The sequence below is a fragment of the Pseudalkalibacillus sp. NRS-1564 genome (genome assembly GCF_050467905.1).
In the GTDB taxonomy this organism is placed as follows: Bacteria; Bacillota; Bacilli; order Bacillales; family Guptibacillaceae; genus Guptibacillus; species Guptibacillus hwajinpoensis_B.
The window spans coordinates 1-25,810 of the sequence record NZ_JBITPM010000021.1; the positions used below are offsets into that span (position 1 = coordinate 1).

Sequence of the window (25,810 nt, forward strand, 5' to 3'; positions counted from 1 at the left end):
AAGATCGATTTGTTTCTTTCGTTTTCGCCGTTGTTTATCGGCGACTTAAATAATATATCATGTAATGCGTTATCTCGTCAACACTTTTTTTATAAGTTTTTTAAAACCAATTTTAGAAGGTTTTGGAGACCCCGTCAAAGCGACGGAATTACATCTTATCATCTGCTTATCAGTATTGCAATAGAAAAATAAAAAAAGAAGAGGATTTCTCCTCTTCTTCTAACTTGTTACTCTTCTTCAGGCTTTGAATCGTCGTTATCATCATTCTCGATGATCTCTTCAGCATCAACATCAATGATTTCTTCCGCACTTACTTCAATAGTAGGTTCTGTATCTTCGATGTCCTCACCTTCGATACCCTCTTCATTGATCTCTACCTTCGCAACCGTTGCGACAGAGTCACCTTCAGAGATACGGATCAATCTCACACCTTGCGTGTTTCTTCCGGTTTGAGAAATATCCTGTACATCAATACGAATAATGACGCCACTCTCAGTAATAATCATACATTCTTCATCAAGCGTGACAGTCTTGAGAGCTGTTAACACACCATTACGTTCAGTAAGGTTACACGTCTTGATACCTTTACCGCCTCTTGTTTGCACGCGATACTCTTCAACAGGTGTTCGTTTACCGAATCCTTTATCAGTCACAATAAGTACATCCTGGTTTTCATCTAGAATGCCTATACCGACAACTTGATCGTTCTCCTGAAGGGTGATCCCCTTAACACCAGTAGCTGTTCGACCCATAGATCTAACGTCTTCTTCATGAAAGCGAATCGCCATTCCTTGTTTCGTTCCCATAATAAGCTCTTTCGATCCATTCGTTAGACGAACGCCCATTAGCTCATCGTCTTCTTTAAAGTTGATGGCAATGAGCCCACCCTTTCGAATATTCGCAAAGGCAGATAATGGAGAGCGTTTAACAACACCCTGCTTCGTCGCAAAGAAAACGAACCAATCATCAACAAACTCTTCTATAGGAATAATTGCAGTGATATATTCATCTTTTTCTATTTGAAGGAGATTAATAATTGGAATCCCTTTCGCTGTTCGACTAAGCTCAGGTACTTCATACCCTTTAAGTCTGTAGACCTTCCCTTTATTCGTAAAGAAAAGAATCGTATTATGCGTCAGAGTAGTGAATAGGTGTTCAACAAAGTCACCATCATTTGTACCCATCCCCTGAATTCCACGACCACCACGCTTTTGACTACGATACGTATCGATTGGCAGACGCTTGATATACCCCTTATGTGTGAGGGTAATAACAATATTTTGTTTAGGAATTAAATCTTCATCCTCGATCATATCAAAGCCAACCGTTATTTCGGTACGACGTTTGTCCGCGAATCTTTCTTTTACTTCTGCTAGCTCTTCGCGAATGATTTCAAGAACTTTCTCTTCATCAGCAAGGATCGCTTTTAGTTCAGCGATACGCTTCATTAATTCTTGATATTCTGATTCAATTTTATCACGTTCTAGACCAGTTAAACGCTGAAGTCGCATATCAAGGATCGCCTGAGACTGATCATAGCTAAGCGAGAACTTTGTCATAAGGCCTTCTCTAGCAATATCTGTTGTTTCAGAAGCTTGAATTAATTTAATCACTTCATCTAAATGATCAAGTGCAATTCGCAAACCTTCTAATATATGTGCTCTTGCTTCCGCTTTGTTTAGCTCAAACTGCGTTCTTCTTCTAATAACAACCTTTTGATGCTCTAGATAATGCTCAAGACATTCTTTTAGCGTTAATACTTTTGGTTGTCCATCTACTAGAGCAAGCGTGTTAATCCCAAAGCTAGTTTGAAGTGCAGTTTGTTTATATAAGTTATTTAGGAGAACATTCGCATTTGCATCTTTACGTACCTCAATGACAACACGCATTCCCGTGCGGTCAGATTCATCGCGAAGATCTGTGATACCCTCTATCTTTTTATCGCGAACAAGCTCTGCGATTTTTTCGACAAGACGTGCTTTATTAACCTGATAAGGAAGTTCAGATACAATGATCGTCTTTTTACCATTGCTAAATTCTTCGATTTCAGCTTTTGCCCGCTGGATAATTGATCCTCTACCAGTCATATAAGCTTTGCGAATACCCTCACGTCCAAGAATCTCAGCTGCAGTCGGGAAATCTGGTCCTGGAATAAACTCCATTAATTCAGGTATCGAAATCTCTGGATTCTTACTAAGTTCCAAAATCCCTTCAATGACTTCCCCAAGGTTATGCGGTGGTATATTCGTAGCCATTCCTACAGCGATACCTGAAGCTCCGTTTACTAGTAAGTTAGGAAACCTTGCAGGGAGAACAATTGGTTCTTGTTCAGAGCCATCATAGTTGTCCTGGTAGTCTATTGTGTCTTTGTTAATGTCTCGCACCATTTCCATAGCGATTTTAGACATTCTCGCCTCAGTGTAACGCATTGCAGCTGCTGAATCTCCGTCAATAGAACCAAAGTTACCATGGCCATCTATTAACATATTACGATAGCTAAAGTCCTGAGCCATGCGCACCATTGTGTCATATACAGCTGAATCACCGTGTGGATGGTACTTACCAATTACTTCTCCAACAATACGCGCAGACTTCTTGTAAGCTTTATCAGAAGTCATACCCAGGTCATTCATGGCATACAAAATACGGCGATGCACTGGTTTTAAACCATCTCGTACATCAGGAAGAGCTCGACTTACAATAACGCTCATCGCATAATCCATGAAGGAGGTGCGCATTTCCTGACTAATATTTATTTCCTTAACTCTCGATCTTTCCATATCAGACATACGGAAAACCTCCAATTATACTCTTGTTCATCTCATAACATTTAGCTGTATTGCCTTATTAACCCTTGAACAGCAGAAAAGGGGGGATTCCCCCCTTCAGTTTATTTCTTAAACATCTAGATTCTTTACATAATGGGCGTTGTCTTGAATAAAGTTCCGTCTCGGTTCAACACGATCTCCCATTAACATATCAAAGACTTCATCCGCTTCGATCGCATCTTGTAGTTCAACTTGCAGTACTGTACGCGACTCAGGATCCATCGTTGTTTCCCAAAGCTGAGTTGGGTTCATTTCACCTAGACCTTTGTATCGCTGAATACCGGGCTTAGGAGCTTTCGGAATCTCGTTCAAAATAATATCATGCTCGCGGTCATTATAAGCGTAAGTAACTTTTTTTCCTTGTGTAATCTTATAAAGTGGCGGCTGGGCAATGTAAACATAGCCATTTTCAATCAACGGACGCATATAGCGATAGAAAAATGTTAATAGAAGCGTTCGAATGTGGGCTCCATCAACATCCGCATCAGTCATGATAATTAATTTGTGGTAGCGAGCTTTTGATAAATCAAAATCCTCACCTATACCAGTTCCAAGTGCTGTGATAATCGCTCTAATTTCGTTATTTGATAGTATTTTATCTAAACGTGCTTTCTCGACGTTCAGAATTTTACCTTTTAGAGGCAATATTGCTTGGAAATGACGATCACGTCCCTGTTTAGCTGATCCACCCGCTGAGTCACCCTCAACAATATAGAGTTCAGAAATAGAAGCATCTTTAGATGAGCAATCAGCTAATTTACCTGGGAGAGCGCTCACTTCAAGAGCACCTTTCCTTCTTGTTAACTCTCGTGCTTTCTTTGCTGCAGCACGAGCGCGTGAGGCTATAAGACCTTTCTCAACTATTTGCTTAGCAACGAGGGGATTTTCAAAAAGGAAAGTAGAGAACTTTTCTCCAAAAATAGACTCGGTAATTGTACGAGCTTCTGCATTTCCAAGCTTTGTTTTCGTCTGACCTTCGAATTGAGGATCAGGGTGCTTAATTGAAATGATTGCAGTTAATCCTTCTCGTACATCATCCCCTGTTAAGTTAGGGTCGGTTTCACGGAATAAACTATTTTTTCGTGCATAGTCATTAATAACGCGAGTAAGGGCTGTTTTAAAACCGTATTCGTGACTTCCACCCTCATGTGTATTGATGTTATTGGCAAATGAGTAGATACTACTCGCAAAACCATCATTGTATTGAACAGCGATCTCGACAGAAATCCCTTCACGTTCTCCTTCTACGAAGATTGGTTCTTCGTGGAGCGCTTCACGTGAACGATTTAAATGTTCAACGTATGATTTAATACCGCCCTCGTAATGATATTCATTACGCTTAGTTTCTTCAGGACGCTTGTCTTGCGCAACAATTTTAATTCCGCGATTTAGGAAAGCAAGTTCTCTTAGACGATGAGCAAGAATATCAAATTCATATTCTATTGTTTCAGTAAAAATTTCGGTATCAGGGATGAAGTGAATGGTTGTACCCGTCACATCACTATCACCAATAACCTTAAGATCTTCATCAGGTACACCGCGTGTATAACTTTGGTAATAAACTTTGCCTTCACGTTCTACCGTAATTTCAAGTTTAGACGACAAAGCATTTACTACTGATGCCCCTACACCGTGCAGTCCACCGGAGACTTTATATCCACCGCCGCCAAACTTACCACCGGCATGCAGTACAGTCATAATAACTTCGACTGCAGGACGGCCCATTTTCTCTTGAATACCGACTGGAATGCCTCGTCCGTTATCCTCTACTTTAATGCTATTGTCTTTCTCAATACTAACTGTAATTTGTGAACAGTACCCTGCAAGAGCTTCATCGATACTGTTATCAACAATTTCCCAAACAAGATGGTGGAGACCTCTGCTACTTGTGGAACCGATGTACATCCCTGGGCGTTTTCGAACAGCCTCAAGTCCCTCAAGGACCTGAATCTGACTTTCATCATAACTTTCTTTATTAGACTGTTGCTCTAATGTCATATTGTTCACCTACATTTCTCTATCAAAGATAGACTCAATTAAGCTTGCTGATTGACAGCCAACCTGGTTTTAAGATGATTCTCCATTCGATGTTACTTCTACACTATCCGATACTGTATAAGCACGTCTTTTTAGTGTGAGTGAAGATAAAGGGGACAGATAGACCGTATCAGTTGTGATAACGATTGATTTCGTTAAATCACCACCAATATCTTCTACTAGCTTATCTTTTTGATGGCGGTGCAAGAATTCATTCGTAATCTCCGCTTCCTCCATAACTTGCCAATCAAAGATGCCAACAACATCTCTCGATTGAACAACTACGTCCTCTCCTAAGTGTATAAACACCACTTCACCTCATTTCACCTTTTCGATTAGTCCATCTTGGACTTGAAAAGTCGTCGCTTTCTCAAGCGTTTCATGATGGATGCCTTCGACGCTAGTCGTTGTGACAAACGTCTGGACCTTCCCCTGAATTGTATTTAAAAGATGAGACTGCCTGTAATCATCTAACTCCGACAGAACATCATCGAGCAGAAGTAAAGGATATTCGCCTACTTCACTATGAATCAATTCAATTTCAGCAAGTTTTAGTGATAAAGCCGTGGTACGCTGTTGCCCTTGAGATCCATAGGTTTGAACGTCTTTTCCATTTACAAAAAACGACAAATCATCTCTATGGGGGCCCGCTAGCGTAACACCACGCTCAACTTCTCTCTCTTTAATTTTATCAAACTTTTGCTTATATCCATCTACTATTTTCGACAAATCGGTTGGTTCTGATACCTCTACAGTTGGATTATAGTGAATTTCAAGTTTTTCTAGCCCTCTACTAATTCCATAATGAATTGGTTCAGCCCATTGTTGAAGGAGTTGAACAAATCGAACTCGACGTATATAAATATTCGCAGCAGCTTCAATTAATTGTTCGGTCAAGATATCCAACATTACATAATCGGGATTTTTTTGATATCGCAAGGTCTTTAACAAGCTGTTACGCTGCTGAAGAAGCTTCAGATATCGACCAAGATAATAGAGATAGACTGGTTGTACCTGGCCAATTTCAATATCGATGAATCTTCTGCGAACGCCAGGATTGCCTTTAACCAGATTGAGATCCTCTGGTGCAAACATGACAACATTCAGTGCACCAATGTAGTTGCTCAGTTTCTGCTGTTCCAATTGATTTAGTTTGGCTTTCTTACCTTTTTGGGAAATAACCAGTTGGAGGGAGAGGGAACCATTTCGTTTTTCTATTCTACCTTCTATTTTAGCATATTCCTCGTCCCAATTGATTAATTCTTTATCTCTTGGTGTACGATGGGATCTCGCCATAGCTAGTACATAGATAGCTTCCATGATGTTTGTTTTCCCCTGAGCATTTTCACCGAGAAAAACGTTCACGTTATTTTCAAACTGCAGTTCTTGCTTCGTGTAATTTCGATAATTCGTTACTTTCAATGTGTTTAGATGCAACGGGAAACCCCCATTCAGCTAGATACAACAAACTCCCCGACTCCAGGAATCATCACTTTATCCTGATTGTAGAGTTTTCTGCCACGTCGGTCATCTAATTCTCCGTTTACATAGACCTCGTACTCTGACAGAAACCACTTTGCCATTCCGCCTGTATTAATCACTCCAGCTTCTTGAAGAAGTTGGCCAAGAGTGATGTATTCTTTAATTAATTTGATTTCATTCATCTTCGTTCACCTCATTTTCCTTCTACTCCATTCAACGATGACGAGTTTGAAGGATGACAATAGTTTATTATAACTCTTTTTTAACTAAAACGCATGACTTATAGAGTGGAAATTTCACAATGGCAAGAAAAAAGAGAAAGCCGCTGGAAGAATTCTTCTCAGCAGCTCAATATTTTTGCATGAATTTTAACTAAAATTAATAAGTTCGTACCGGTAGAATTAACTGCATAATAGCAGCTCCTTCAATAGGCTTGATTAAGAATGGACGCATCGCACCAGTAAAGCTAATATTCACTTCATTGGAATCCATCGATCTCAACGCATCCATCATGTATTTAGCACTAAAAGAAATCTTAAGCTCTTCTCCATCAAAGAATTGAGATTGTACCTGTTCAATAACTTTACCGATTTCAGGAGAGTTTGAGGAAATTTCTAACGTTGATTCCTCTATGCTTGCGAGCTTGACTACGTTATTCCTTCCTTCTCGTGCAAGAACTGAAGCTCGATCAATCGCTTGTAATAGTTCTTTTGCTGATACCGTTACGTTTGTTTTACTTTCGTTAGGTATAAGTCGACTTGTATCAGGATAGTTTCCGTCAAGAAGTCTTGAGAAAAAGAGAATGTGATTTGATTTAAATAGAATTTGATTCTCTGTAACCGTAATATCTACAAGTTCTTCGTTATCATCAATAATTTTAGAAAGTTCACTTAAACTCTTTCCTGGGATAACGACATTTGAGAATGAAAGGTCATTACCATTAGGTTCAACCTGCACTGTCCTGAGAGCAAGTCGGTGACTATCTGTCGCAGTACAGTTTAATTCGCCATTCTCAAGCTTCCAGTTTACACCTGTCAACACCGGTCTAGTTTCTGAAGTAGAAACAGCAAATACCGTCTGTCTAATAATGTTTTTTAGGAGATCTGCTTGAATTTGAAATCCTTCTTTGGATTCTACTTCTGGTAGACGTGGATATTCTTCAGGATCTAGACCGTTAAGGTTAAACTCTGAAGATCCAGAACGGATTCTCGTTGTTAAGCTATCGTGAACTTCAATTTCTACTTGATCACCTGGTAGTTTTTTAACGATATCAGAGAAGAAACGTGCTTGAAGAACAATACTTCCCATCTGAGAGATTTCAACAATTTGTTTATCATTTTCCTCTGCGGGAATGAAACACTCGATTGAAATATCTGAGTCAGAGCCTGTTAATGTTACACCTTCATCACTTGCCACGATTTTAATACCAGTCAGTATCGGTATCGTTGTTCTTGAAGATACTGCTTTCATGACATCAGATACGCTTGATACTAGATAATCTCTCTCGATTTTGAAACGCATAATTTACCTCCTAAATAAATGACCCTGATTATATATTTATTACTTAAAAAAGTCGTAGTCTTACTAGTAGGGGCTGTGAATGTGTGGATAAGTGTTAGTGAACCTATATCACGTAAGTTATCCACCTGTGGATAGTGTGTTAGTAACTCTGGATAATTGTACACACTCTATCAACTAATATCCACAAAAAAGGTGACTAACCATTTTTCAGCTGCTCTACTATATCTTGCAGTTTCTTCTGAAATGCTTGATCAGAATCCACTAGTTTTGAAATCTTCTCATGAGCGTGGATCACAGTTGTGTGATCACGGCCTCCAAATTCTTCCCCAATCTTCGGAAGAGAAAAATCGGTCAGTTCTCTTGATAGATACATCGCAATTTGACGTGGGAAAGCGACTGATTTCGTTCTCTTTTTAGCCGCAAAGTCTTCTAGTTTTACTGAGAAGTGATCACTTATAACATTTTGAATATCATGGATGGTGATGACTCTAGGTTTAGATGATGGAATAATATTTTTTAGAGCTTCAGCTGCTAAGTCCGCATTCATGTCTTGATTAATTAGTGAAGAATAGGCCACCACTCGAATAAGAGCACCTTCTAGTTCACGTATGTTCGTATCAATCTGGTTAGCGATATAGAGCATCACTTCATTTGGGATATCTAGGCCTTCAGCTTTCGCTTTCTTTCTAAGAATCGCAATCCTTGTTTCAAGATCAGGAGGCGTAATATCAGTAATTAATCCCCATTCGAAACGTGATCGTAGCCTGTCCTCTAGCGTTGGTATTTCCTTAGGTGGTCGATCACTTGAAATCACAATTTGCTTACTTTCTTCATGAAGCGCATTAAATGTGTGGAAGAATTCCTCTTGGGTTTGTTCTTTACCAGCTAGAAATTGAATATCATCAATCAATAGCACGTCTACATTTCGATATTTATTGCGAAAATTAACGGTCTTATTATCGCGAATGGAGTTAATAAACTCATTAGTAAACTTCTCGGATGATAAATACACCACTTTTGCATTCGGATTATGCTCAATGACATAGTGACCAATTGCATGCATCAAGTGTGTTTTTCCTAGGCCAACCCCCCCGTAAATAAATAAGGGATTATAAGCTTTGGCTGGCGCTTCAGCCACTGCTAGGGAAGCTGCATGAGCAAAACGGTTCCCGGATCCAATAACGAAAGTATCAAACGTATATTTGGAATTAAGCACGCTCTGCGGATGTTCTTCCTGAGCGGGATTTGCTTTTGGTTTTTTCTTCATAGATTGTTCAAGATCCAAATCAGTATCGGACTGATTCTGGGGAATAATGAACTTTGCTTTGAGTTCACTGCCTGTTAGCTCAAGTAACGTTTCCGTTATTAAACTTGAGTATCTAGATTCGAGCCAGTCTCTAGCGAACTCGTTGGGGGCAGTAATAATAATGGTGTCGCCTTCCATTCTGTTAGCAGAAGTGGACTTTAACCAGGTTTCGAAACTCGGCTTACTTAATTTTTTTTCGATTTCGGATAATGCCTGTTGCCAGAGATCCGTGATGTTATCCAACGAAGTCCCTCCTTTTGTTCAAAAGTAAATAAAATTAATATTGTGAGCTTAGTTCGGGCCTCTGAATGATTCTTATCATCAGACCGGGTGACATTGTAACAGACCCTTATGTTTTTTCACCAAAATAAAAACAGGCTGTATTCGCTGACGATAGTCGCCTAATGTGCCAACGTACAACCTTTGTACAATCATTTGAATATTCACGAATAATTATACTGTCCACAATATCAAAGCGGATCATATAATATAGAAGAAAGTCGAATTATTGACTGTGTTCACATGGTTGTGGACATAAAGAATAACATACCTGAATAACTGTCCACATAATTATCCACAGACTGTGGACTCTTTTTAATCCACTCTAGCTTATTCACGAGTTAAAACACAAATATCATAACAAAAGAATAGCTTGTTTGCAATGTTTTTCGGGAGGTTATCCACAGAGGACATATCTTGTGGATCAAAACTGTCCACAGCACTAGATTTTGTGTAGAACCTGTCGATAAGTGATGTGAATAAGTGAAAAGTGTCGAAATGAGTTATCCACACGGGTGTTTTAAGAGGTTTGTAAATGATTTGATCAATCTTTATTTGGTGGAGATCATCGTAGATTTAAATGATTGCTTTTAGTTAAAGTGTGTTTGATATTTTAATTAAACTTGACAATTCCCCATGTCTTTTCTTATAATTACTTGGACTGTCTTTATACAGTTTATCCTCAGGGAGGTGTAATAGAATGAAAAGAACGTTTCAACCAAACACACGTAAACGTAAAAAAGTTCACGGTTTTCGTGCACGTATGAGCTCAGCTAACGGACGTAAAGTCCTTGCTCGTCGTCGCCGTAAAGGTAGAAAAGTATTGTCTGCATAGACCACTGATCATCAGTGGTCTTTTTTTAAGATAAGGTTTATAATATGCTTATCCAAGTAACACTGGGAGTGTGCGGATTGAATAGCAACTACCGGATTAAAAAGAATTCTGAGTTTCAGAACGTTTTCAAAAATGGAAACTCAACTGCAAACAGACAATTTGTTGTGTATGTATTAAAGCGAAATGATCAGCCTCAATTTCGATTAGGTCTTTCAGTAAGTAAGAGGATCGGCAATGCTGTGACACGAAATCGTGTGAAGCGACTTGTGAAAGAATCATTCCATCAGTTGTCAGATCAAATCAAATTCCCTTACGATTTTGTCGTAATTGCACGAAAACCTACTTCAGAGATGAGTTTCGAAGAAGTGAAGAGCAGCTTAACTCATGTGCTTAATAGAGCTCGTGTGTTGAGAGGTGTGAAACAAGTTAGTAAAGGAAGGGATTCTAAATGAAGAAAGTGGCTTTGATGCTAATTCGCGTCTATCAGAAGTTTATTTCTCCATTAACTCCCCCATCTTGCCGTTTCTACCCATCCTGTCCTCATTACAGTTTCGAATCTTACCAGAAGCATGGATTTATTAAGGGCTCCTGGTTGACGGTTAAAAGAATTTCAAAGTGCCACCCCTTTCATCCTGGCGGTTTTGATCCTGTACCGGATAAAAGGGACTAGTGGCATGCTTTTACTACATAAATCATTGTCGAGATATGATTGCAAGGAGGATGAAGCGTGAGGAAAAAAATAACCCTCGCATTTCTATTGATTGGTCTCGTTGCGGTCCTTTCAGGATGTAACATTAACGAGCCGATTGATGCAGAAAGCACGGGATTTTGGAGCGAATACATTGTATATCCGCTTTCCGCAGTCTTAACATTTTTCGCTGATTTGACTGGTGATGGAAATTATGGACTGTCTATTATTATTGTTACGATTTTAATTCGACTTCTACTACTTCCATTGATGATCAAACAAACGAGAAGTTCAAAAGCGATGCAGGAACTGCAGCCAGAAATGCAGAAACTTAAAGAAAAGTACAGCAGTAAAGACCAGAAGACGCAACAGCAGCTTCAGCAAGAAACAATGCAGCTCTTTCAACAGAATGGTGTTAACCCGCTTGCAGGTTGTCTACCAATCTTAGTGCAAATGCCGATTCTTTTAGGTTTTTACCATGCTATTATGCGTACACAAGCAATTGAAACACATACTTTCCTCTGGTTTAGCCTTGGCTCTCCAGATATAATTCTGGCAGTCACTGCTGGTATAACAACCTTCATTCAGCAGAAAATCATGATGGGTAGCGGTGGAACGGTGCAGCCTCAAATGAAGATGCTTCTATACGTTATGCCAATTATGATTATTGTCTTTGCTATTAACTTCCCTGCAGCGCTAGCGCTATATTGGGTTGTAGGTAACATCTTTATGATTGCGCAAACTTACTTTATTACGAAACCTACCATTAAAACCGCTGATACGAATACGGGGGGAGCGAAGAAGTGAGAAGCGTTACGGTAACGGGAAAAACGATTGAAGATGCCATTGAAAATGCGCTGAATCAAATCGGGACTGTTCAAGAGAATGTTAATATTGAAGTGTTAGAAGAGCCTAAAAAAGGATTTTTAGGTTTTGGAGGAAGGCCCGCCCGCATCAAAGTAAGCGAGAAACCTGACATCATAGAGCAAACAAGGGCTTTTTTAGAAAAAGTCATTAGCAATATGGGAGTAGAAGCCAGTATAGAAGGTAGAAGAGAGGATCGCGATCTTTATTTTACTCTATCTGGTGAAAAAATTGCGATATTGATAGGGAAACGCGGCCAAACTCTTAATTCTTTGCAATATTTGACAAATCTTGCCGCGAATCGATTTTCTGACCGATTTGTCCGTGTAGTACTCGATGCTGAGAACTACCGTGAAAGACGTGAAGAGACGCTAAGAAAGTTAGCCGATCGTCTTGCAGACAAAGCGATGGTTACGAAAAAGGATATACAGCTAGAACCGATGCCGTCGTTAGAACGTAAGGTAATTCACCTTTATTTGAAAGAAAAGAAGGGGATTTCCACTCACTCAGATGGAAAAGATCCACATCGCCGTGTGGTTATTGTTCCACGTAATAAATGATATGAAACCTTCGGGCACTTTGCCCGAAGGTTTTTTTGAGGAAAGATTGGGTTTTCTTTACTAGAAATCTCCATTCTTTTCACCCTTCTTAGGCTGGTTGTATGGAAAGCAAACTTATTTCTTTTTTTTATGAAAATGGGTTACACTAAAAGGTATTGTGGATTAGTCTGTAGCTTTAAGATATGAAGTTATCCACTGTGGATAATTGGTTAAACTAATACTAGCTTATATTATATAGAAAACGTAAATAAATAGAATAAAGAAGTGTGATTAGAGAGGTGAATAACTTTGGAATATGAAACGATTGCTGCAATATCGACTCCAATGGGAGAAGGGGCAATTGCGATTGTCCGACTTAGTGGTTCAGAGGCGGTTGCGATAGCTGATCGGCTATATAAGGGCAAACAGGCGTTAGAATCCGTTGATTCTCATACGATTCATTATGGTCATTTGATTGATCCTGATACTGAGCAGGTTGCTGAAGAAGTGATGGTTTCAATTATGAAAGGACCCCGGACATTTACGAGAGAGGATATTGTCGAGATCAACTGTCACGGTGGACTGGTATCTGTAAACCGTGTGCTTGAGTTGGTTTTGCGTAGTGGTGCACGCCTTGCAGAGCCAGGTGAATTCACTAAACGAGCTTTTTTGAATGGTCGAATTGACTTGTCGCAAGCAGAGGCTGTTATTGATTTGATTCGAGCAAAAACGGATCGAGCAATGAATGTTGCGTTAAATCAAATGGAGGGTCGCTTATCGACGCTGATTGCTACCTTGAGACAGCAACTCCTTGAGACAGTTGCTCATGTTGAAGTGAACATTGACTACCCTGAATATGATGCAGAAGAAATGACGCAAGATCTTTTAACCACGCAATTAAAGCAGGTGGCTAAGGAAATTGAAGGTATTCTAATTACAGCACGACAGGGAAAAATTTTGCGTGAAGGTTTATCTACTGTTATCGTGGGACGGCCAAACGTTGGTAAATCATCCTTATTGAATAGTCTTGTTCACGAAAACAAGGCAATAGTGACAGACGTTCCTGGTACGACCCGAGATGTTATTGAGGAATATGTTAATGTAAGAGGCGTGCCTTTAAGATTAGTGGATACAGCGGGAATTCGAGAAACGGAAGATCTGGTCGAGCGAATAGGTGTTGAACGTTCACGTGAACGCTTGAAACAAGCTGATCTCATCTTGCTTGTGCTTAATTATAATGATGAGTTGACGCATGAAGATGAGAAGTTGTTCGAAGCGGTAAAAGGCATGGATGTTATTATTATCGTGAATAAAACGGATCTAGATGAGAAACTAGATTTAACTAAGGTAAAAGAATTAGCAGAAGAGCATCCAATGATTACGACTTCATTAAAACATGAACAAGGCGTTGATGAGCTTGAACAATCCATCTCTGAACTGTTCTTTGCAGGTGAAGTAGAGTCACAGGATTTAACATATGTATCTAATTCACGTCATATTGCTTTGCTAGAACAATCGCGAAGAACGCTTGATGATGCGTTAGGCGCTGTTGAAGCAGGAATGCCGGTTGATATGGTACAAATTGATATTACTCGAACGTGGGAAATTCTTGGAGAGATAATTGGTGATACAGTATCTGAGAGTTTGATCGATCAGTTATTTTCACAGTTTTGTCTTGGGAAATAAGATGATAAAAGGAGGAATACGGCAATGGGTTATAAAGCCGATTCTTATGATGTTATAGTCGTCGGAGCAGGTCATGCCGGTGTGGAAGCGGGACTCGCTTCAGCAAGAATGGGTGCGAAAACACTCATGCTTACACTTAACTTAGACTCTGTCGCTTTCATGCCATGTAACCCGAGTGTAGGAGGTCCTGCAAAGGGAATTGTTGTGCGGGAAATTGATGCACTTGGTGGAGAAATGGGACGAAATATAGATAAAACGCATATTCAAATGCGTATGTTAAATACAGGTAAGGGGCCTGCTGTACGTGCACTGCGTGCGCAGGCTGATAAAGTACTGTATCAAAGTGAAATGAAACGAACCATTGAAGAACAGGATAATCTTACGCTCTTACAGGGCATGGTTGAGAAACTAATCGTTGAGGATGGCGTCTGCAAAGGAGTTATTACGAAAACAGGTGCAGAGTTCGAGGCGAAATCTGTTGTTTTAACAACTGGTACGTTCATGCGCGGTCGCGTTATTATTGGAGATCTTTCATATGAAAGTGGCCCTAATAACATGCAGCCTTCCGTTAATTTGTCGCACCATTTGGAGGAATTGGGCTTTGAGATGGTTCGTTTTAAGACAGGAACGCCTCCACGTGTAAATAATAAATCTATTGATTATAGTAAAACTGAAATTCAGCCCGGTGATGAAAAACCGCGTGCATTTTCATACGAAACAACAGACTTTATTACAGACCAGCTGCCATGTTGGTTAACTTATACGGGTGAAGCAACGCATAAGCTCATCAATGATAACTTGCATCGATCTCCGATGTATTCAGGTATGATTGAAGGGACAGGCCCAAGGTATTGCCCATCAATTGAAGATAAAATTGTTCGCTTTAATGATAAGCCCCGTCACCAAATTTTCCTTGAACCAGAAGGACGCAATACGAAGGAAGTATATGTGCAGGGTCTTTCAACAAGCCTTCCAGAGGATTTGCAGCAACAAATTCTTAAAACCGTACCTGGTCTTGAAAATGTTGAAATGATGCGTGCAGGCTATGCCATCGAATATGATGTTATTGTTCCGACCCAATTGTGGCCTTCACTTGAAACAAAAACAGTGAAAAACCTCTTTACTGCAGGACAGTTAAACGGTACTTCAGGATATGAAGAGGCAGCAGGTCAGGGAATCATGTCTGGTATTAACGCTGCAAGGAATGCACAGGAGCGTGAAGCGGTGATTCTGGATCGTTCTCAAGGGTACATTGGCGTTATGATCGATGACCTTGTGACGAAAGGAACGAACGAGCCATATCGTCTATTAACATCACGAGCAGAATATCGTCTTCTTCTTCGTCACGATAATGCAGATTTAAGACTAACAGAACTCGGTTATGACATCGGCATGATTCCTAAAGAACGCTATGATCGTTTCCTTGCTAAAAAAGAAATGATCGAGCAAGAAATGAAGCGTCTTGCGAAGATTGTGATTAAACCAGGCGAGCAGGTTAATGATGTTCTTCCGGAGAATAGTACTGAATTGAAGGAAGCTATTCACGCAGCTAATTTATTGAAGAGACCGGAAGTAACTTATCAAGAGATTCATCAACTAGCACCAGCAGACTTTGAAATTCCTGAAGATGTTTCAGAACAAGTTGAGATTCAGATTAAATATAGCGGCTATATTAATAAAAGTCTTCAACAAGTGGAACGTATGAAGAAAATGGATGAAAAGAAAATTCCTGAGGGCATAGATTATTATGCGATTGGTGGTCTTGCAACTGAAGCGAAGCAAAAACTTGATGAGGTTCGCCCTCTTTCAATTGGTCAGGCTTCGCGTGTATCAGGAGTTAATCCAGCTGATGTATCGATCTTACTTGTGTATATCGAACAGGGGAAAATCGCTAAAATTGCAAAATAATGTACTAGTGGAGGGTCTATGAACGAGCAACAGTTTCAGGAGTTGTTAGAGGAGAAAGGGATTACTCTTTCTCCTGAACAGCTTCAACAATTTCAAACATACTATGAAATTCTAGTTGAATGGAACGAGAAAATGAATCTGACAGCTATCACTGATAAAGAGGAAGTCTACGAAAAGCACTTCTTTGATTCAATCATGGCGGCGTTCTCATTTGATTTCTCTTCTGACTATCATATTTGCGATGTGGGAGCGGGCGCAGGTTTCCCAAGTTTGCCTATTAAAATTTGTTTTCCACATTTAAGCATCACTATTGTCGATTCACTTAACAAGAGAATCGGTTTCTTAGAACACCTTTCATCAAAACTTAAGCTAACAAATGTGTCATTTTATCATGACCGTGCTGAATTATTTGGTAAAAACAAAGATCATCGTGAAAAGTATGATGTTGTCACAGCAAGAGCCGTTGCAAGACTTTCTGTCCTTGGTGAGTTGTGTCTTCCTCTCGTTAAACCAAACGGTTATTTTGTTGCGCTAAAAGGCCCAGGTGTAGAGGATGAATTAGAGTCTGGTAAACAGGCGATTAAGCTTCTTGGTGGAGAAGTTGTGAAACGAGATACGCTAACACTACCTAAAGAAAAGAGTGAGCGTAATATCGTTACAATTAAAAAAATCAAAACAACTCCAAAAAAATATCCAAGAAAGCCAGGCACACCAAATAAAAATCCTTTATAATAAAGATGGACTGCATTTGAACGGATAGGTGTTTCACATGGAACGCTGCTACGACGGAAGGAATTCGGTTTTGAAGCAGCGAATCAGTTAAGGAGTCGATTAAAGGTGGTGTTAGGCGATGAAGCATACGTTTTCACGTCTTTTCGGTTTGAACGATGAAAAAAGCGAGACGATGGAAGCAGAACAAGAGGAAGTGAAACAGCTTCTTGTTGAGGATATTATCCCAAACCGTTTCCAACCTCGAACAATTTTTATAGATGAGAGAATTACTGAACTATCTCAGACGATAAAGACCCATGGAGTTATTCAGCCGATCGTGGTTCGAGAACGTGAAGGCAAGTATGAAATTATTGCCGGGGAAAGACGCTGGAGAGCAGTGAAAAAGCTAGGTTGGGAGCGAATTCCTGCCATTATTAAGGAATTTAACGATTCTCAAACAGCCTCTATTGCGCTTATCGAGAACCTGCAGCGTGAAGAGCTAACAGCTGTTGAAGAAGCTATGGCTTATGCCCAGCTTATTGAGCTACATGATTTAACTCAGGAGAGCCTCGCTCAGCGACTTGGCAAAGGGCAATCTACTATTGCGAATAAGCTTAGATTACTGAAGCTCCCCGAGCCTGTTCAAAGAGCGCTTCTCGAGAAAAAAATCACGGAGAGACACGCTCGTGCTTTGATTCCACTTAAGAATCCTGAGAATCAAGTAAAAGTTCTCACAGAAGTTCTTGAAAGACAATGGAATGTGAAGCAGACGGAAGAACGTGTTGTTCGTATGCTAGAAGGCACTGTACCTAAACCGAAGCCTAGAAAAAAATCGGTTAGTAAAGATATGAGGTTGGCTGTCAATACGATCCGTCAATCGCTTGATATGGTAACAGAGACTGGTTTAACGATTGATACAGATGAAGAAGACCATGACGAATACTATCAATTTACGATCCGAATACCTAAAAAGAAGTAAACTCATCCAAACTGGATGAGTTTTTTTGTACATATAAAACGTTAAACAGATAGTATTAACTTCAAATATGCTGAGCTGTTTTCTGTTTCTATCTCTTTCAGGGAGGAAATGGAATTTTATTGAGAATACCGTCCGGCTAATAACAAACGTGATAAAATAGAAAGAAAGAATGGTTGGAGAATGGGGTGACATCTTGGTGAATATTGTTGCTGTAGCAAATCAAAAAGGCGGAGTGGGAAAGACGACCACTTCAGTGAATGTAAGTGCCTGTCTCGCCTATCTTGGTAAAAGGGTCTTGCTTGTTGACATTGATCCTCAGGGGAATGCAACAAGTGGCGTTGGGATTGAGAAAGGCGATATTGAAAAATGTGTGTATAACATCCTCGTAGATGACCTAGATGCTGGAGACATTATTCAGGAGACGATTGTTGAGAATTTGCACGTCATTCCTTCAACAATTCAGCTTGCAGGAGCAGAGATCGAACTTGTTCCCACCATTTCCCGGGAAGTAAGATTGAAAAGGGCGCTAAATAAAGTTGAAAAAAACTATGATTATATTATAATTGATTGTCCTCCATCGTTGGGGTTATTAACAATTAATGCTCTTACAGCCGCAGATGCAGTGCTTATTCCTGTCCAATGCGAATACTATGCACTTGAAGGACTAAGTCAGTTACTTAATACAGTACGACTCGTCCAAAAGCATTTAAATACAGAATTAAAGATTGAAGGAGTACTGTTAACAATGCTTGATGCAAGGACAAACCTTGGTATTCAAGTGATTGAAGAAGTTAAAAAGTACTTCCAAGAAAAAGTCTATCGAGTGATCATACCAAGGAATGTACGTTTGAGTGAGGCGCCAAGTCATGGGAAGCCAATCATTGTCTATGATCCAAAATCTCGAGGGGCTGAATGCTATTTAGAACTTGCAAAGGAAGTGTTAGTCAATGACTAATCGTGGTTTGGGTAAGGGAATTAACGCCTTTTTCCCTTCCCAAAATGAGAACGAGACTGTGAGGGATATTCCCGTTAATGAGCTCCGTCCTAACCCTTATCAACCGAGAAAGAAGTTTAGTACTGAAGCGATTGAAGAATTAGGTGCTTCGATTCAAACTTTCGGTGTCCTCCAGCCATTAATCGTTCGTCAAAGCATTAAAGGCTATGAAATTGTTGTAGGTGAGCGGAGGTATAGGGCTTCTTTAGAAGCAGGTCTTACAACCGTTCCAGCTGTTGTGAAAGATTTAACAGATCGAAAAATGATGGAAATTGCCTTAATTGAAAACTTGCAGCGTGAGAATCTAAATCCGATTGAAGAGGCGCATGCTTACCAGAAACTGATGGAAGAAACAGATGTGACACAGGAAGAATTGTCAAAACGCCTGGGTAAAAGTAGACCGCATCTCGCTAATTTCCTTCGTCTTTTACAGTTACCTTCTGAAGTACAGGAATATATTTCAGACGGAAAGCTCACGATGGGGCATGGGCGGGCGATACTTGGATTAAAAAATAAAGAAGCTAGAAAGCCACTTGCGGATCGAGTTCTTCAGGAGAAATTAAACGTTCGCCAGCTAGAGAAGTTAATTACGGAATTGAATCAGAATGTTTCACGTGAAACAAAGAGAAAAGAGAAGTCAGATCCGTTTCTTAAGGAAAAGGAAGATCACCTTCGTGAGCGATTTGGAACGTCGGTTTCAATTAAAAGAATGAAGAAAAAAGGTAAAATAGAGATTGAGTTTTTCTCAGAAGAAGATCTAAATCGCATATTAGAAGTGTTAGAGAAAGAAGATAACGAATAAAAGCATAAACTGCCATTCAGTTTATGCTTTTATTCTAGCTTAGTAGAATTTGAAACGAACTTAATGGGGTGGTAATGTGATTTATCTTGATCAAGCGGCAACGTCCTTTCCTAAGCCGCCTGAAGTTGTTCAGGCTATGACTGAGTGTATGACCGAATACGCGGCAAATCCAGGTCGTGGTGGACATGCTTTATCCAAGCGCGCTGATAACATGATTGTACAAGCACGTGAACAGCTGGCTGATTTTTTTGGCTTTGACCAACCTGAACGCGTTTGTTTTACAGCAAACGCTACAGGAGCTCTTAATCAGGCAATAAAAGGTTTTTCCTTCAATGAAGGGGATCATGTATTAACCACTTCTTATGAACACAACTCAGTACGTCGTCCTTTAGAATATATGAAGAAAACTTCAGGAATTGAAGTGGATTACATTAATCTGGAGACGACTGAGGAATTTGATGTCGAGGCATTCTGCAATGCCATACGATCTTCTACAAAAATGATTATTGTTTCACATGGCTCTAATCTAACTGGTAAAATTATTCCTATCGATGAGATTGGAAAAATAGCCAGAGAACAGGGAATTACGTTTCTCGTAGATGCCTCCCAAACAGCTGGTATTATTCCTATTCATATGGAGCAAATGAGCGTTGATCTATTGGCTTTCCCAGGTCATAAAGGTTTACTTGGTCCGCAGGGTACAGGTGTACTAATGGTTAGCAAAGCGGTTGAGCTTAATCCTATATATCATGGCGGTACGGGGAGTAGTTCTGAGTTGGTCGATCAGCCACTAAAATACCCTGAACGCCTTGAGAGCGGAACCGTCAATACACCAGGAATTGCCGGGTTATTAGCAGGTCTCAATGCAGTGAAGAAAATGGGTCTTCATAAAATAAGAATGCATGAACTGCATTTAACTGAGCATCTAATAAATGGATTAAAAGAAATTAATTATGTGAAGGTGTATGGACCTAATAAAGAACGCCTTGGAGTTATCCCTTTTACTATTGAAGGAATTGATGCTCAGGAAATTGCAATTATACTTGATCAGCATTACGAGATTGCAGTAAGAGCAGGCCTACACTGTACTCCACTTGGACATGAAACGATCGGAACGACCACTACTGGAGCGGTACGATTAAGTGTGGGACCTTATAATTCAATAGATGAAATTAATAAAACCATCCAAGCAGTAGAAGAAATTGTTGAGGGGTACTTTGGCTGAGGAGATGTAGGAAATGGTATTATTAGGAACAGTTGTGAATGGTGCAGCCATTATTGCGGGTACGCTGATTGGCACGGTTAGCAGTCGCATCCCTGAACAAACGAAAACGACAATTATGCAGGGCCTAGCTTTAGTTGTTTCTGTTATCGGACTACAAATGGCCATGAAAAGCGAGCAGTTCTTAATTGTAATTGGCAGTCTGGTGCTGGGCGGTATACTAGGTGAGTATTGGAATCTAGAAGGAAAGCTGAATGGTTTAGGGAAGTGGATTGAGAGAAAAACTGGTGCTGCTTCGGAAGGCAGCGTAGCTCAAGCTTTTGTAACAGCTACACTCGTTTACGTTGTTGGTGCTATGGCTATTCTTGGGGCACTTGATAGTGGCCTACGAAATGATCACTCAATATTATTTACAAAGTCTTTAATAGATGGTTTTACTGCAATTATGTTTACAGCAACGCTAGGTTATGGTGTATTGTTTTCAGCAATACCCGTAATGCTGTATCAAGGAGTTCTTGCTCTCTTTGCTGCACAGATAAACCAGTTTGTCCCCCAAGCCCTTCTCGATGCGTTTATTGCAGAGGTAACTTCTGCAGGAGGAATTATGATTCTAGCAATTGGATTGAACTTGCTCGGTATTGTTAAAATTCGAGTAGCTAACTTTCTCCCTGCTTTATTAATTGCAGCTATTCTTGTCTCAAGTCTGTACCTGATGCCTTCGATGTTTTAGAATGCGATTATTTAATCAGGTTTTGTTAAGCAGTCAAAAATCAAGAAACCATATGATTTAGTAACAGAGATCTATATTAAAAAGACCCGTACTCTGGTTTTGTAAATGACCAGGATACGGGTCTTTTTGTCGACGTTATGGAAGTTGAAGAAGGTCATCTCCCCAATTTAAGGCATTGTTCTTCTCGAGTGACATATCTGATCCATATGCTTCAATAGATTGATGAAGACTTATAGCCATAACATCAGCCATTTTCATAACTAAATTTAATCGTGTATTTTGCAAAACAAAGTATTCCATGAATCCACTAACATTCACGATCCCTGTTAAATGAATATCCCCAACTTCTGGGAGCTCTTTTTTTACTCCCGCACCTGGCTTCACAGGGCCCTCTCCTGCCGTAATAATTCCAACAGAGTGAAGACGTCCGAGACAAGCATCAATTCCGATAATAAATGGACGAGTGTGCGTCTGTTCAATTGATGTCATCACTTCATTTAAATTCACAGCATGAACTGGTGACTCAAGCGTACCGTATACTGTTGCTTTTGGCTGAAGCTGCTGCAATTTGCTTCCAACAAGCGGGCCTAAAGCGTCTCCCGTTGAACGATCCGTTCCGATGCAAACGATCACAATTGAATCTGTTCTTCTCGTTGGCAGCAGAAGCGAAATCCTCTCACTAAGTGTTTCTATAGCAAGATCATCCTCATGATGGATTCGATATACAGCAGGTTTTTTTTGAAAAAACTTGTCTCGAAGATTCATAGGATTCTCTCCTTTGTAATAGTAGTAACAGTATACGGAATTTTGACGTGATCTATACATACAAGATCATTTCTGCCGTGGATTTTACTTCAATTTCGTATTGAGTAAGACTAGGAGGGAATGCCATGATAAGCGGTGGAATGAAATGGTTGTTTCTTATATTAGGAACGATGATTGGTGCAGGCTATGCATCAGGGAGAGAACTGTGGCAATTTTTTGGTCATGAAAGCGTACTGGCTATCATTTTATTTACAGTCATGTTCTCGATTTGTTGTTATGTGATTATGAAAATAAGTTACGAAACGAAATCCACTCATTATTTGCCGATTTTGGAACGACTTGTGGGCAAAAAGTTAACCGGAATCTATGATTTACTCATTATCCTGTATTTGTTTACAACAACGATTGTAATGTTTGCAGGTGGTGGGGCAACGATGGAAGTGGTTCATCTACCTTATTGGTTAGGTATTTGTATTCTTGCTGTATTAGTTATTATCCTTTTCTTCTGGGATATCAACGGGATGTTATCAATGAATGCCATTATTCTTCCTTTGCTTATTATTCTCTTACTTTCAGTACTTGGATTGTTCATTCACTCGAATCCCTCAGCTATGCTTTTTAATTGGACAAAACAAGCGAACTGGCCAGCGGCTTTTACGTTCACAGCGCTAAATATTTTACCACTTGTCGCAGTCCTTTCAGCCGTCGGTCATCAAATTAAGCATAAAGGAGAAATTTGGATTGCGAGCCTTGGAAGTGGATTAATTCTCGGGGGAGTGTCTTTTCTTTATAATCAATCACTCATACAGGTGGCTCATGACCTTCTTTTATACGAGATCCCATTGTTTGCGATCTTAAAAACGTATCCGTACTATATGATTTTGATTATGTCTGTCTTACTATGGTTAGCCATATACACTACAGCTGTAAGTGGAGTCTTTGGTCTTACATCGAGATTTCGAGATTTGCTTGGTCTTCCTCTATGGATTGTCGCTTTTATTATTGTCATGATTATGCTTCCGTTTACTGCGTTTGGTTTTTCTACACTAATTGCTTTTTTATACCCTCTGTACGGTGTACTTAATCTCTATATTTTAGCATCTATCTTGATTTTCCCAGTTCTTAAACGGTATGATTTGTTATCATAGTACTAAAAACTGGGAGGTATGTGGATTGGATTGGTTCGATTCTTTGTGGACGCCTACATATCAGTATTTATCCAATCGTGAGCTTTGGGGGAATATGGTCAAAAGTGCACTTACTATTTTAGCTATTTTAATTGGTACATGGATCTTTTTGCGAATAGCAAAATCAGCATTAGGTCAGATTTTCTCTATTCGTTTAAAAAGCCCCCTCCGGTTATCGGAACGTAGAGAAGCGACTCTCATAAGGTTGATTGAGAATGTTCTAACCTATGTTACTTATTTTGTTGCACTAGTTATGATTTTGAGTGAATTTGGCGTAGACGTTCGGACCCTAATTGCTGGAGCCGGAGTGGTTGGTCTTGCTGTAGGTTTCGGGGCACAGAACCTTGTTCGTGATGTTATTACAGGTTTCTTTATTATTTTCGAAAAACAGTTTTCTGTTGGCGATTATGTCCGTATCTCTAGTGTAGAAGGATTTGTTGAAGAAATTGGACTACGCGTTACGAAAATTAAAAGTTGGACAGGAGAACTTCATATCCTACCGAATGGTAACATTAGTCAAGTAACGAATTATTCTATTCATAATAGTATTGCCGTTGTTGATGTGAACATTGCGTATGAAGAACATATACAAGAAGCCGAGAAAGTGATCATTGATTTAATGGACGAGCTGTATGAGCAGTTTGATGCTATGATTGTGAAACCGGAATATCTTGGAGTCCAGGATTTAGGGCAGTCAGAAGTAGTTCTTCGTATTATCTCAGAAGTGCATCCAATGGAGCACTGGGTCATAGGGCGAGAAATCCGAAAAGCGGTTAAACAACGTTTTGATGAAATTGGTATTGAAATTGCTCTGCCACGCGTTGTCATGTATCAGCGTGATGAGCAAAGTGAAGTAAAAGAAAAAGCATAAAGGGGGAATCCTTATGTCTGATAAAGACTTTGGCTTGAATGACATTGTCGAAATGAAAAAAGCGCATCCGTGTGGAGAAAACCGTTGGAAAGTAATTCGGATGGGAGCAGATATCCGAATCAAGTGTCTCGGGTGTGACCATAGTGTGATGCTTCCAAGAAAAGAGTTCTCTAGAAAATTGAAAAAAGTTCTTGAGCATGCGGAATCGTGACCGTCCATATTGGGCGGTCATTTTACTTATAGAGAAAGGGGGACGCTTGTTTTTTTGCTTCGTCATCTCTATAATTGATAAGGTATGTCGTTCGTTGAACAAGATGATCAAAAAAGTCTATTTATGGCTCATTTAGCCATCTTTATATTTATAAAAATCGCCTTCTGAGGCAGATACTTTTAAAGGAGTGACCGAGATGGCATTAACCACCGGTATTGTAGGACTTCCAAATGTTGGGAAGTCAACTTTATTTAACGCAATTACACAGGCAGGAGCAGAGTCAGCTAACTATCCGTTCTGTACAATTGATCCGAACGTTGGAATTGTAGAAGTTCCAGATGAGCGTCTTCAAAAGCTAACTGAGCTTGTAAATCCAAAGAAGACTGTACCAACAGCTTTTGAATTTACAGATATTGCTGGGATTGTTAAAGGGGCAAGTAAAGGCGAAGGCCTAGGAAACAAGTTTCTTTCTCATATTCGTCAAGTAGATGCGATTTCTCAAGTTGTTCGCTGTTTCGATGATGAGAATATTACACACGTTTCTGGTAAAGTAGATCCCATTTCTGATATTGAAACGATTAACCTTGAGCTAGTCCTCGCAGACCTTGAATCAGTAGAAAAGCGCATCGCCCGTGTTCAGAAAATGGCGAAGCAAAAAGATAAGGAAGCGCTAGCTGAATTTAACGTTCTCACAAAGCTTAAGGAAGCATTTGAAGAAGAACAGCCTGCTCGAAGCGTAGAGCTAACGGAAGAAGAAGAGAAAATTGTTTACGGTTACCATCTATTAACGAAAAAGCCTGTTCTTTACGTAGCAAACGTTGACGAAGATGATCTTCTGGACCCAACTGATAATGAATATGTGGCTAAAGTTCGTGAATATGCTGCAAAAGAAGGCGCAGAAGTTATCGTCGTTTGTGCGAAGATTGAATCCGAACTCGCTGAACTTGAAGGCGAAGAAAAAGATGCATTTCTTGAAGACATCGGAATCTCTGAGCCGGGATTGAATAAATTAATCCGCGCTTCCTATGACCTTCTTGGACTAGCTACTTACTTCACAGCTGGTGAGCAAGAAGTTCGTGCGTGGACATTCCGTCTTGGAATGAAAGCTCCACAAGCAGCTGGTATTATCCATACAGACTTCGAACGTGGTTTTATCCGCGCAGAAATTGTAGCTTATGATGACCTAGTTGAAGCTGGGACAATGGCTATCGCGAAAGAAAAAGGAAAAGTTCGTCTTGAAGGAAAAGAGTACATTGTAAAAGACGGAGACGTGATCCATTTCCGCTTTAACGTTTAAGATATAGATTCAATTTCTACGGTACTTGCTAATAAAGAATTAATTTGGTATAATCTAAAGCTGTGAGT

25 protein-coding genes are annotated in these 25,810 nt (G+C 39.9%); 17 read left to right on the top strand and 8 right to left on the bottom strand.

Annotation, left to right across the window (positions count from 1 at the left end; all coding sequences use genetic code 11):
• Nucleotides 1–227: 227 nt before the first annotated feature.
• From gyrA to dnaA, 7 genes are all read right to left on the bottom strand, one after another.
• Complete coding sequence (gyrA, locus tag ACIFPW_RS11645) at nt 228–2,789, bottom strand: DNA gyrase subunit A (RefSeq protein WP_430244365.1); 2,562 nt, start codon at nt 2,787–2,789, stop codon at nt 228–230.
• Nucleotides 2,790–2,897: 108 nt separating this feature from the next.
• Nucleotides 2,898–4,826 carry a DNA topoisomerase (ATP-hydrolyzing) subunit B gene (gene gyrB / locus ACIFPW_RS11650; protein WP_430244368.1) on the bottom strand — a complete coding sequence of 643 codons (1,929 nt, stop codon included), beginning with the start codon at nt 4,824–4,826 and terminating at the stop codon, nt 2,898–2,900.
• A 69-nt stretch (nt 4,827–4,895) separates the two neighbouring features.
• Nucleotides 4,896–5,174, bottom strand: coding sequence for an extracellular matrix regulator RemB (remB, locus tag ACIFPW_RS11655; protein WP_194218136.1), 279 nt, complete (start codon nt 5,172–5,174; stop codon nt 4,896–4,898).
• Nucleotides 5,175–5,183: 9 nt separating this feature from the next.
• The gene (gene recF / locus ACIFPW_RS11660) at nt 5,184–6,302 is read right to left on the bottom strand and encodes a DNA replication/repair protein RecF (protein WP_430244370.1); all 1,119 of its coding nucleotides are present in this window, start codon (nt 6,300–6,302) and stop codon (nt 5,184–5,186) included.
• A 14-nt stretch (nt 6,303–6,316) separates the two neighbouring features.
• Nucleotides 6,317–6,529 (bottom strand): S4 domain-containing protein YaaA, encoded by a 213-nt coding sequence (gene yaaA / locus ACIFPW_RS11665; RefSeq protein WP_194218138.1) that lies wholly within the window; start codon nt 6,527–6,529, stop codon nt 6,317–6,319.
• A gap of 196 nt (nt 6,530–6,725) precedes the next feature.
• Nucleotides 6,726–7,868 (bottom strand): DNA polymerase III subunit beta, encoded by a 1,143-nt coding sequence (gene dnaN / locus ACIFPW_RS11670; protein ID WP_226615962.1) that lies wholly within the window; start codon nt 7,866–7,868, stop codon nt 6,726–6,728.
• 196 nt (nt 7,869–8,064) lie between these two features.
• Nucleotides 8,065–9,417, bottom strand: a complete 1,353-nt coding sequence (dnaA, locus tag ACIFPW_RS11675; protein ID WP_430244372.1) for a chromosomal replication initiator protein DnaA — start codon at nt 9,415–9,417, stop codon at nt 8,065–8,067.
• 736 nt (nt 9,418–10,153) lie between these two features.
• Between dnaA and rpmH the strand changes: the two genes are divergently transcribed.
• The 13 genes from rpmH (at nt 10,154) to ACIFPW_RS11740 (ending at nt 21,411) form a co-directional block, all read left to right on the top strand.
• Entirely contained in the window at nt 10,154–10,288 is a 135-nt protein-coding gene (gene rpmH, locus ACIFPW_RS11680; protein ID WP_048311109.1) for a 50S ribosomal protein L34, read from the top strand.
• Between the two features lie 77 nt (nt 10,289–10,365).
• Nucleotides 10,366–10,740: a ribonuclease P protein component gene (rnpA, locus tag ACIFPW_RS11685; protein ID WP_430244375.1), complete on the top strand. Its 375-nt coding sequence runs from the start codon at nt 10,366–10,368 to the stop codon at nt 10,738–10,740.
• Nucleotides 10,737–10,958, top strand: a complete 222-nt coding sequence (yidD, locus tag ACIFPW_RS11690; protein WP_430244377.1) for a membrane protein insertion efficiency factor YidD — start codon at nt 10,737–10,739, stop codon at nt 10,956–10,958. The genes rnpA and yidD overlap by 4 nt, the downstream gene beginning before the upstream one ends.
• Nucleotides 10,959–11,015: 57 nt before the next feature.
• The gene (gene spoIIIJ, locus ACIFPW_RS11695; RefSeq protein WP_303532812.1) at nt 11,016–11,783 is read left to right on the top strand and encodes a YidC family membrane integrase SpoIIIJ; all 768 of its coding nucleotides are present in this window, start codon (nt 11,016–11,018) and stop codon (nt 11,781–11,783) included.
• The gene (jag, locus tag ACIFPW_RS11700; RefSeq protein ID WP_430244380.1) at nt 11,780–12,400 is read left to right on the top strand and encodes an RNA-binding cell elongation regulator Jag/EloR; all 621 of its coding nucleotides are present in this window, start codon (nt 11,780–11,782) and stop codon (nt 12,398–12,400) included. Before spoIIIJ ends, jag begins: the two co-directional genes overlap by 4 nt.
• Before the next feature lie 288 nt (nt 12,401–12,688).
• Complete coding sequence (mnmE, locus tag ACIFPW_RS11705) at nt 12,689–14,065, top strand: tRNA uridine-5-carboxymethylaminomethyl(34) synthesis GTPase MnmE (protein WP_430244382.1); 1,377 nt, start codon at nt 12,689–12,691, stop codon at nt 14,063–14,065.
• 24 nt (nt 14,066–14,089) lie between these two features.
• Nucleotides 14,090–15,973, top strand: a complete 1,884-nt coding sequence (mnmG, locus tag ACIFPW_RS11710) for a tRNA uridine-5-carboxymethylaminomethyl(34) synthesis enzyme MnmG (RefSeq protein ID WP_430244384.1) — start codon at nt 14,090–14,092, stop codon at nt 15,971–15,973.
• Between the two features lie 18 nt (nt 15,974–15,991).
• A complete protein-coding gene (gene rsmG / locus ACIFPW_RS11715) occupies nt 15,992–16,705 on the top strand; it encodes a 16S rRNA (guanine(527)-N(7))-methyltransferase RsmG (protein WP_226615958.1) in 714 nt (237 codons plus the stop codon).
• A 118-nt stretch (nt 16,706–16,823) separates the two neighbouring features.
• Complete coding sequence (gene noc / locus ACIFPW_RS11720; RefSeq protein ID WP_194218148.1) at nt 16,824–17,663, top strand: nucleoid occlusion protein; 840 nt, start codon at nt 16,824–16,826, stop codon at nt 17,661–17,663.
• 169 nt (nt 17,664–17,832) lie between these two features.
• Nucleotides 17,833–18,618, top strand: coding sequence for a ParA family protein (locus ACIFPW_RS11725; RefSeq protein ID WP_371017943.1), 786 nt, complete (start codon nt 17,833–17,835; stop codon nt 18,616–18,618).
• A complete protein-coding gene (locus ACIFPW_RS11730) occupies nt 18,611–19,459 on the top strand; it encodes a ParB/RepB/Spo0J family partition protein (protein WP_430244386.1) in 849 nt (282 codons plus the stop codon). The genes ACIFPW_RS11725 and ACIFPW_RS11730 overlap by 8 nt, the downstream gene beginning before the upstream one ends.
• Before the next feature lie 76 nt (nt 19,460–19,535).
• Nucleotides 19,536–20,684 (top strand): aminotransferase class V-fold PLP-dependent enzyme, encoded by a 1,149-nt coding sequence (locus ACIFPW_RS11735; protein WP_430244388.1) that lies wholly within the window; start codon nt 19,536–19,538, stop codon nt 20,682–20,684.
• 13 nt (nt 20,685–20,697) lie between these two features.
• Nucleotides 20,698–21,411: a DUF554 domain-containing protein gene (locus tag ACIFPW_RS11740; protein ID WP_430244390.1), complete on the top strand. Its 714-nt coding sequence runs from the start codon at nt 20,698–20,700 to the stop codon at nt 21,409–21,411.
• Between the two features lie 135 nt (nt 21,412–21,546).
• Here ACIFPW_RS11740 and yyaC read toward each other — a convergent pair whose 3' ends face one another.
• Nucleotides 21,547–22,176: a spore protease YyaC gene (gene yyaC / locus ACIFPW_RS11745; protein ID WP_430244392.1), complete on the bottom strand. Its 630-nt coding sequence runs from the start codon at nt 22,174–22,176 to the stop codon at nt 21,547–21,549.
• 125 nt (nt 22,177–22,301) lie between these two features.
• Here yyaC and ACIFPW_RS11750 point away from each other — a divergent pair, with 125 nt between their 5' ends.
• From ACIFPW_RS11750 to ychF, 4 genes are all read left to right on the top strand, one after another.
• A complete protein-coding gene (locus ACIFPW_RS11750) occupies nt 22,302–23,324 on the top strand; it encodes a YkvI family membrane protein (protein ID WP_194218154.1) in 1,023 nt (340 codons plus the stop codon).
• 25 nt (nt 23,325–23,349) lie between these two features.
• On the top strand, nt 23,350–24,234 hold the full coding sequence (locus tag ACIFPW_RS11755; RefSeq protein WP_430244394.1) for a mechanosensitive ion channel family protein: 885 nt from the start codon (nt 23,350–23,352) through the stop codon (nt 24,232–24,234).
• Nucleotides 24,235–24,247: 13 nt separating this feature from the next.
• Complete coding sequence (locus tag ACIFPW_RS11760; protein WP_430244397.1) at nt 24,248–24,445, top strand: DUF951 domain-containing protein; 198 nt, start codon at nt 24,248–24,250, stop codon at nt 24,443–24,445.
• 196 nt (nt 24,446–24,641) lie between these two features.
• A complete protein-coding gene (gene ychF / locus ACIFPW_RS11765; RefSeq protein ID WP_194218157.1) occupies nt 24,642–25,742 on the top strand; it encodes a redox-regulated ATPase YchF in 1,101 nt (366 codons plus the stop codon).
• The last annotated feature ends 68 nt before the right edge of the window (nt 25,743–25,810 follow it).

What these genes read in the sequence shown, in the direction of transcription:
- gyrB (WP_430244368.1), bottom strand. Translation starts at nt 4,826, where the DNA reads ATGACATTAGAGCAACAGTCTAATAAAGAAAGTTATGATGAAAGTCAG.
- ACIFPW_RS11760 (WP_430244397.1), top strand. Translation starts at nt 24,248, where the DNA reads ATGTCTGATAAAGACTTTGGCTTGAATGACATTGTCGAAATGAAAAAA.
- gyrA (WP_430244365.1), bottom strand. Translation starts at nt 2,789, where the DNA reads ATGTCTGATATGGAAAGATCGAGAGTTAAGGAAATAAATATTAGTCAG.
- dnaN (WP_226615962.1), bottom strand. Translation starts at nt 7,868, where the DNA reads ATGCGTTTCAAAATCGAGAGAGATTATCTAGTATCAAGCGTATCTGAT.
- ACIFPW_RS11750 (WP_194218154.1), top strand. Translation starts at nt 22,302, where the DNA reads ATGATAAGCGGTGGAATGAAATGGTTGTTTCTTATATTAGGAACGATG.
- rsmG (WP_226615958.1), top strand. Translation starts at nt 15,992, where the DNA reads ATGAACGAGCAACAGTTTCAGGAGTTGTTAGAGGAGAAAGGGATTACT.
- ACIFPW_RS11725 (WP_371017943.1), top strand. Translation starts at nt 17,833, where the DNA reads ATGGTTGGAGAATGGGGTGACATCTTGGTGAATATTGTTGCTGTAGCA.
- ACIFPW_RS11740 (WP_430244390.1), top strand. Translation starts at nt 20,698, where the DNA reads ATGGTATTATTAGGAACAGTTGTGAATGGTGCAGCCATTATTGCGGGT.
- yyaC (WP_430244392.1), bottom strand. Translation starts at nt 22,176, where the DNA reads ATGAATCTTCGAGACAAGTTTTTTCAAAAAAAACCTGCTGTATATCGA.
- yaaA (WP_194218138.1), bottom strand. Translation starts at nt 6,529, where the DNA reads ATGAATGAAATCAAATTAATTAAAGAATACATCACTCTTGGCCAACTT.
- mnmG (WP_430244384.1), top strand. Translation starts at nt 14,090, where the DNA reads ATGGGTTATAAAGCCGATTCTTATGATGTTATAGTCGTCGGAGCAGGT.
- ychF (WP_194218157.1), top strand. Translation starts at nt 24,642, where the DNA reads ATGGCATTAACCACCGGTATTGTAGGACTTCCAAATGTTGGGAAGTCA.
- noc (WP_194218148.1), top strand. Translation starts at nt 16,824, where the DNA reads ATGAAGCATACGTTTTCACGTCTTTTCGGTTTGAACGATGAAAAAAGC.
- rpmH (WP_048311109.1), top strand. Translation starts at nt 10,154, where the DNA reads ATGAAAAGAACGTTTCAACCAAACACACGTAAACGTAAAAAAGTTCAC.
- ACIFPW_RS11730 (WP_430244386.1), top strand. Translation starts at nt 18,611, where the DNA reads ATGACTAATCGTGGTTTGGGTAAGGGAATTAACGCCTTTTTCCCTTCC.
- yidD (WP_430244377.1), top strand. Translation starts at nt 10,737, where the DNA reads ATGAAGAAAGTGGCTTTGATGCTAATTCGCGTCTATCAGAAGTTTATT.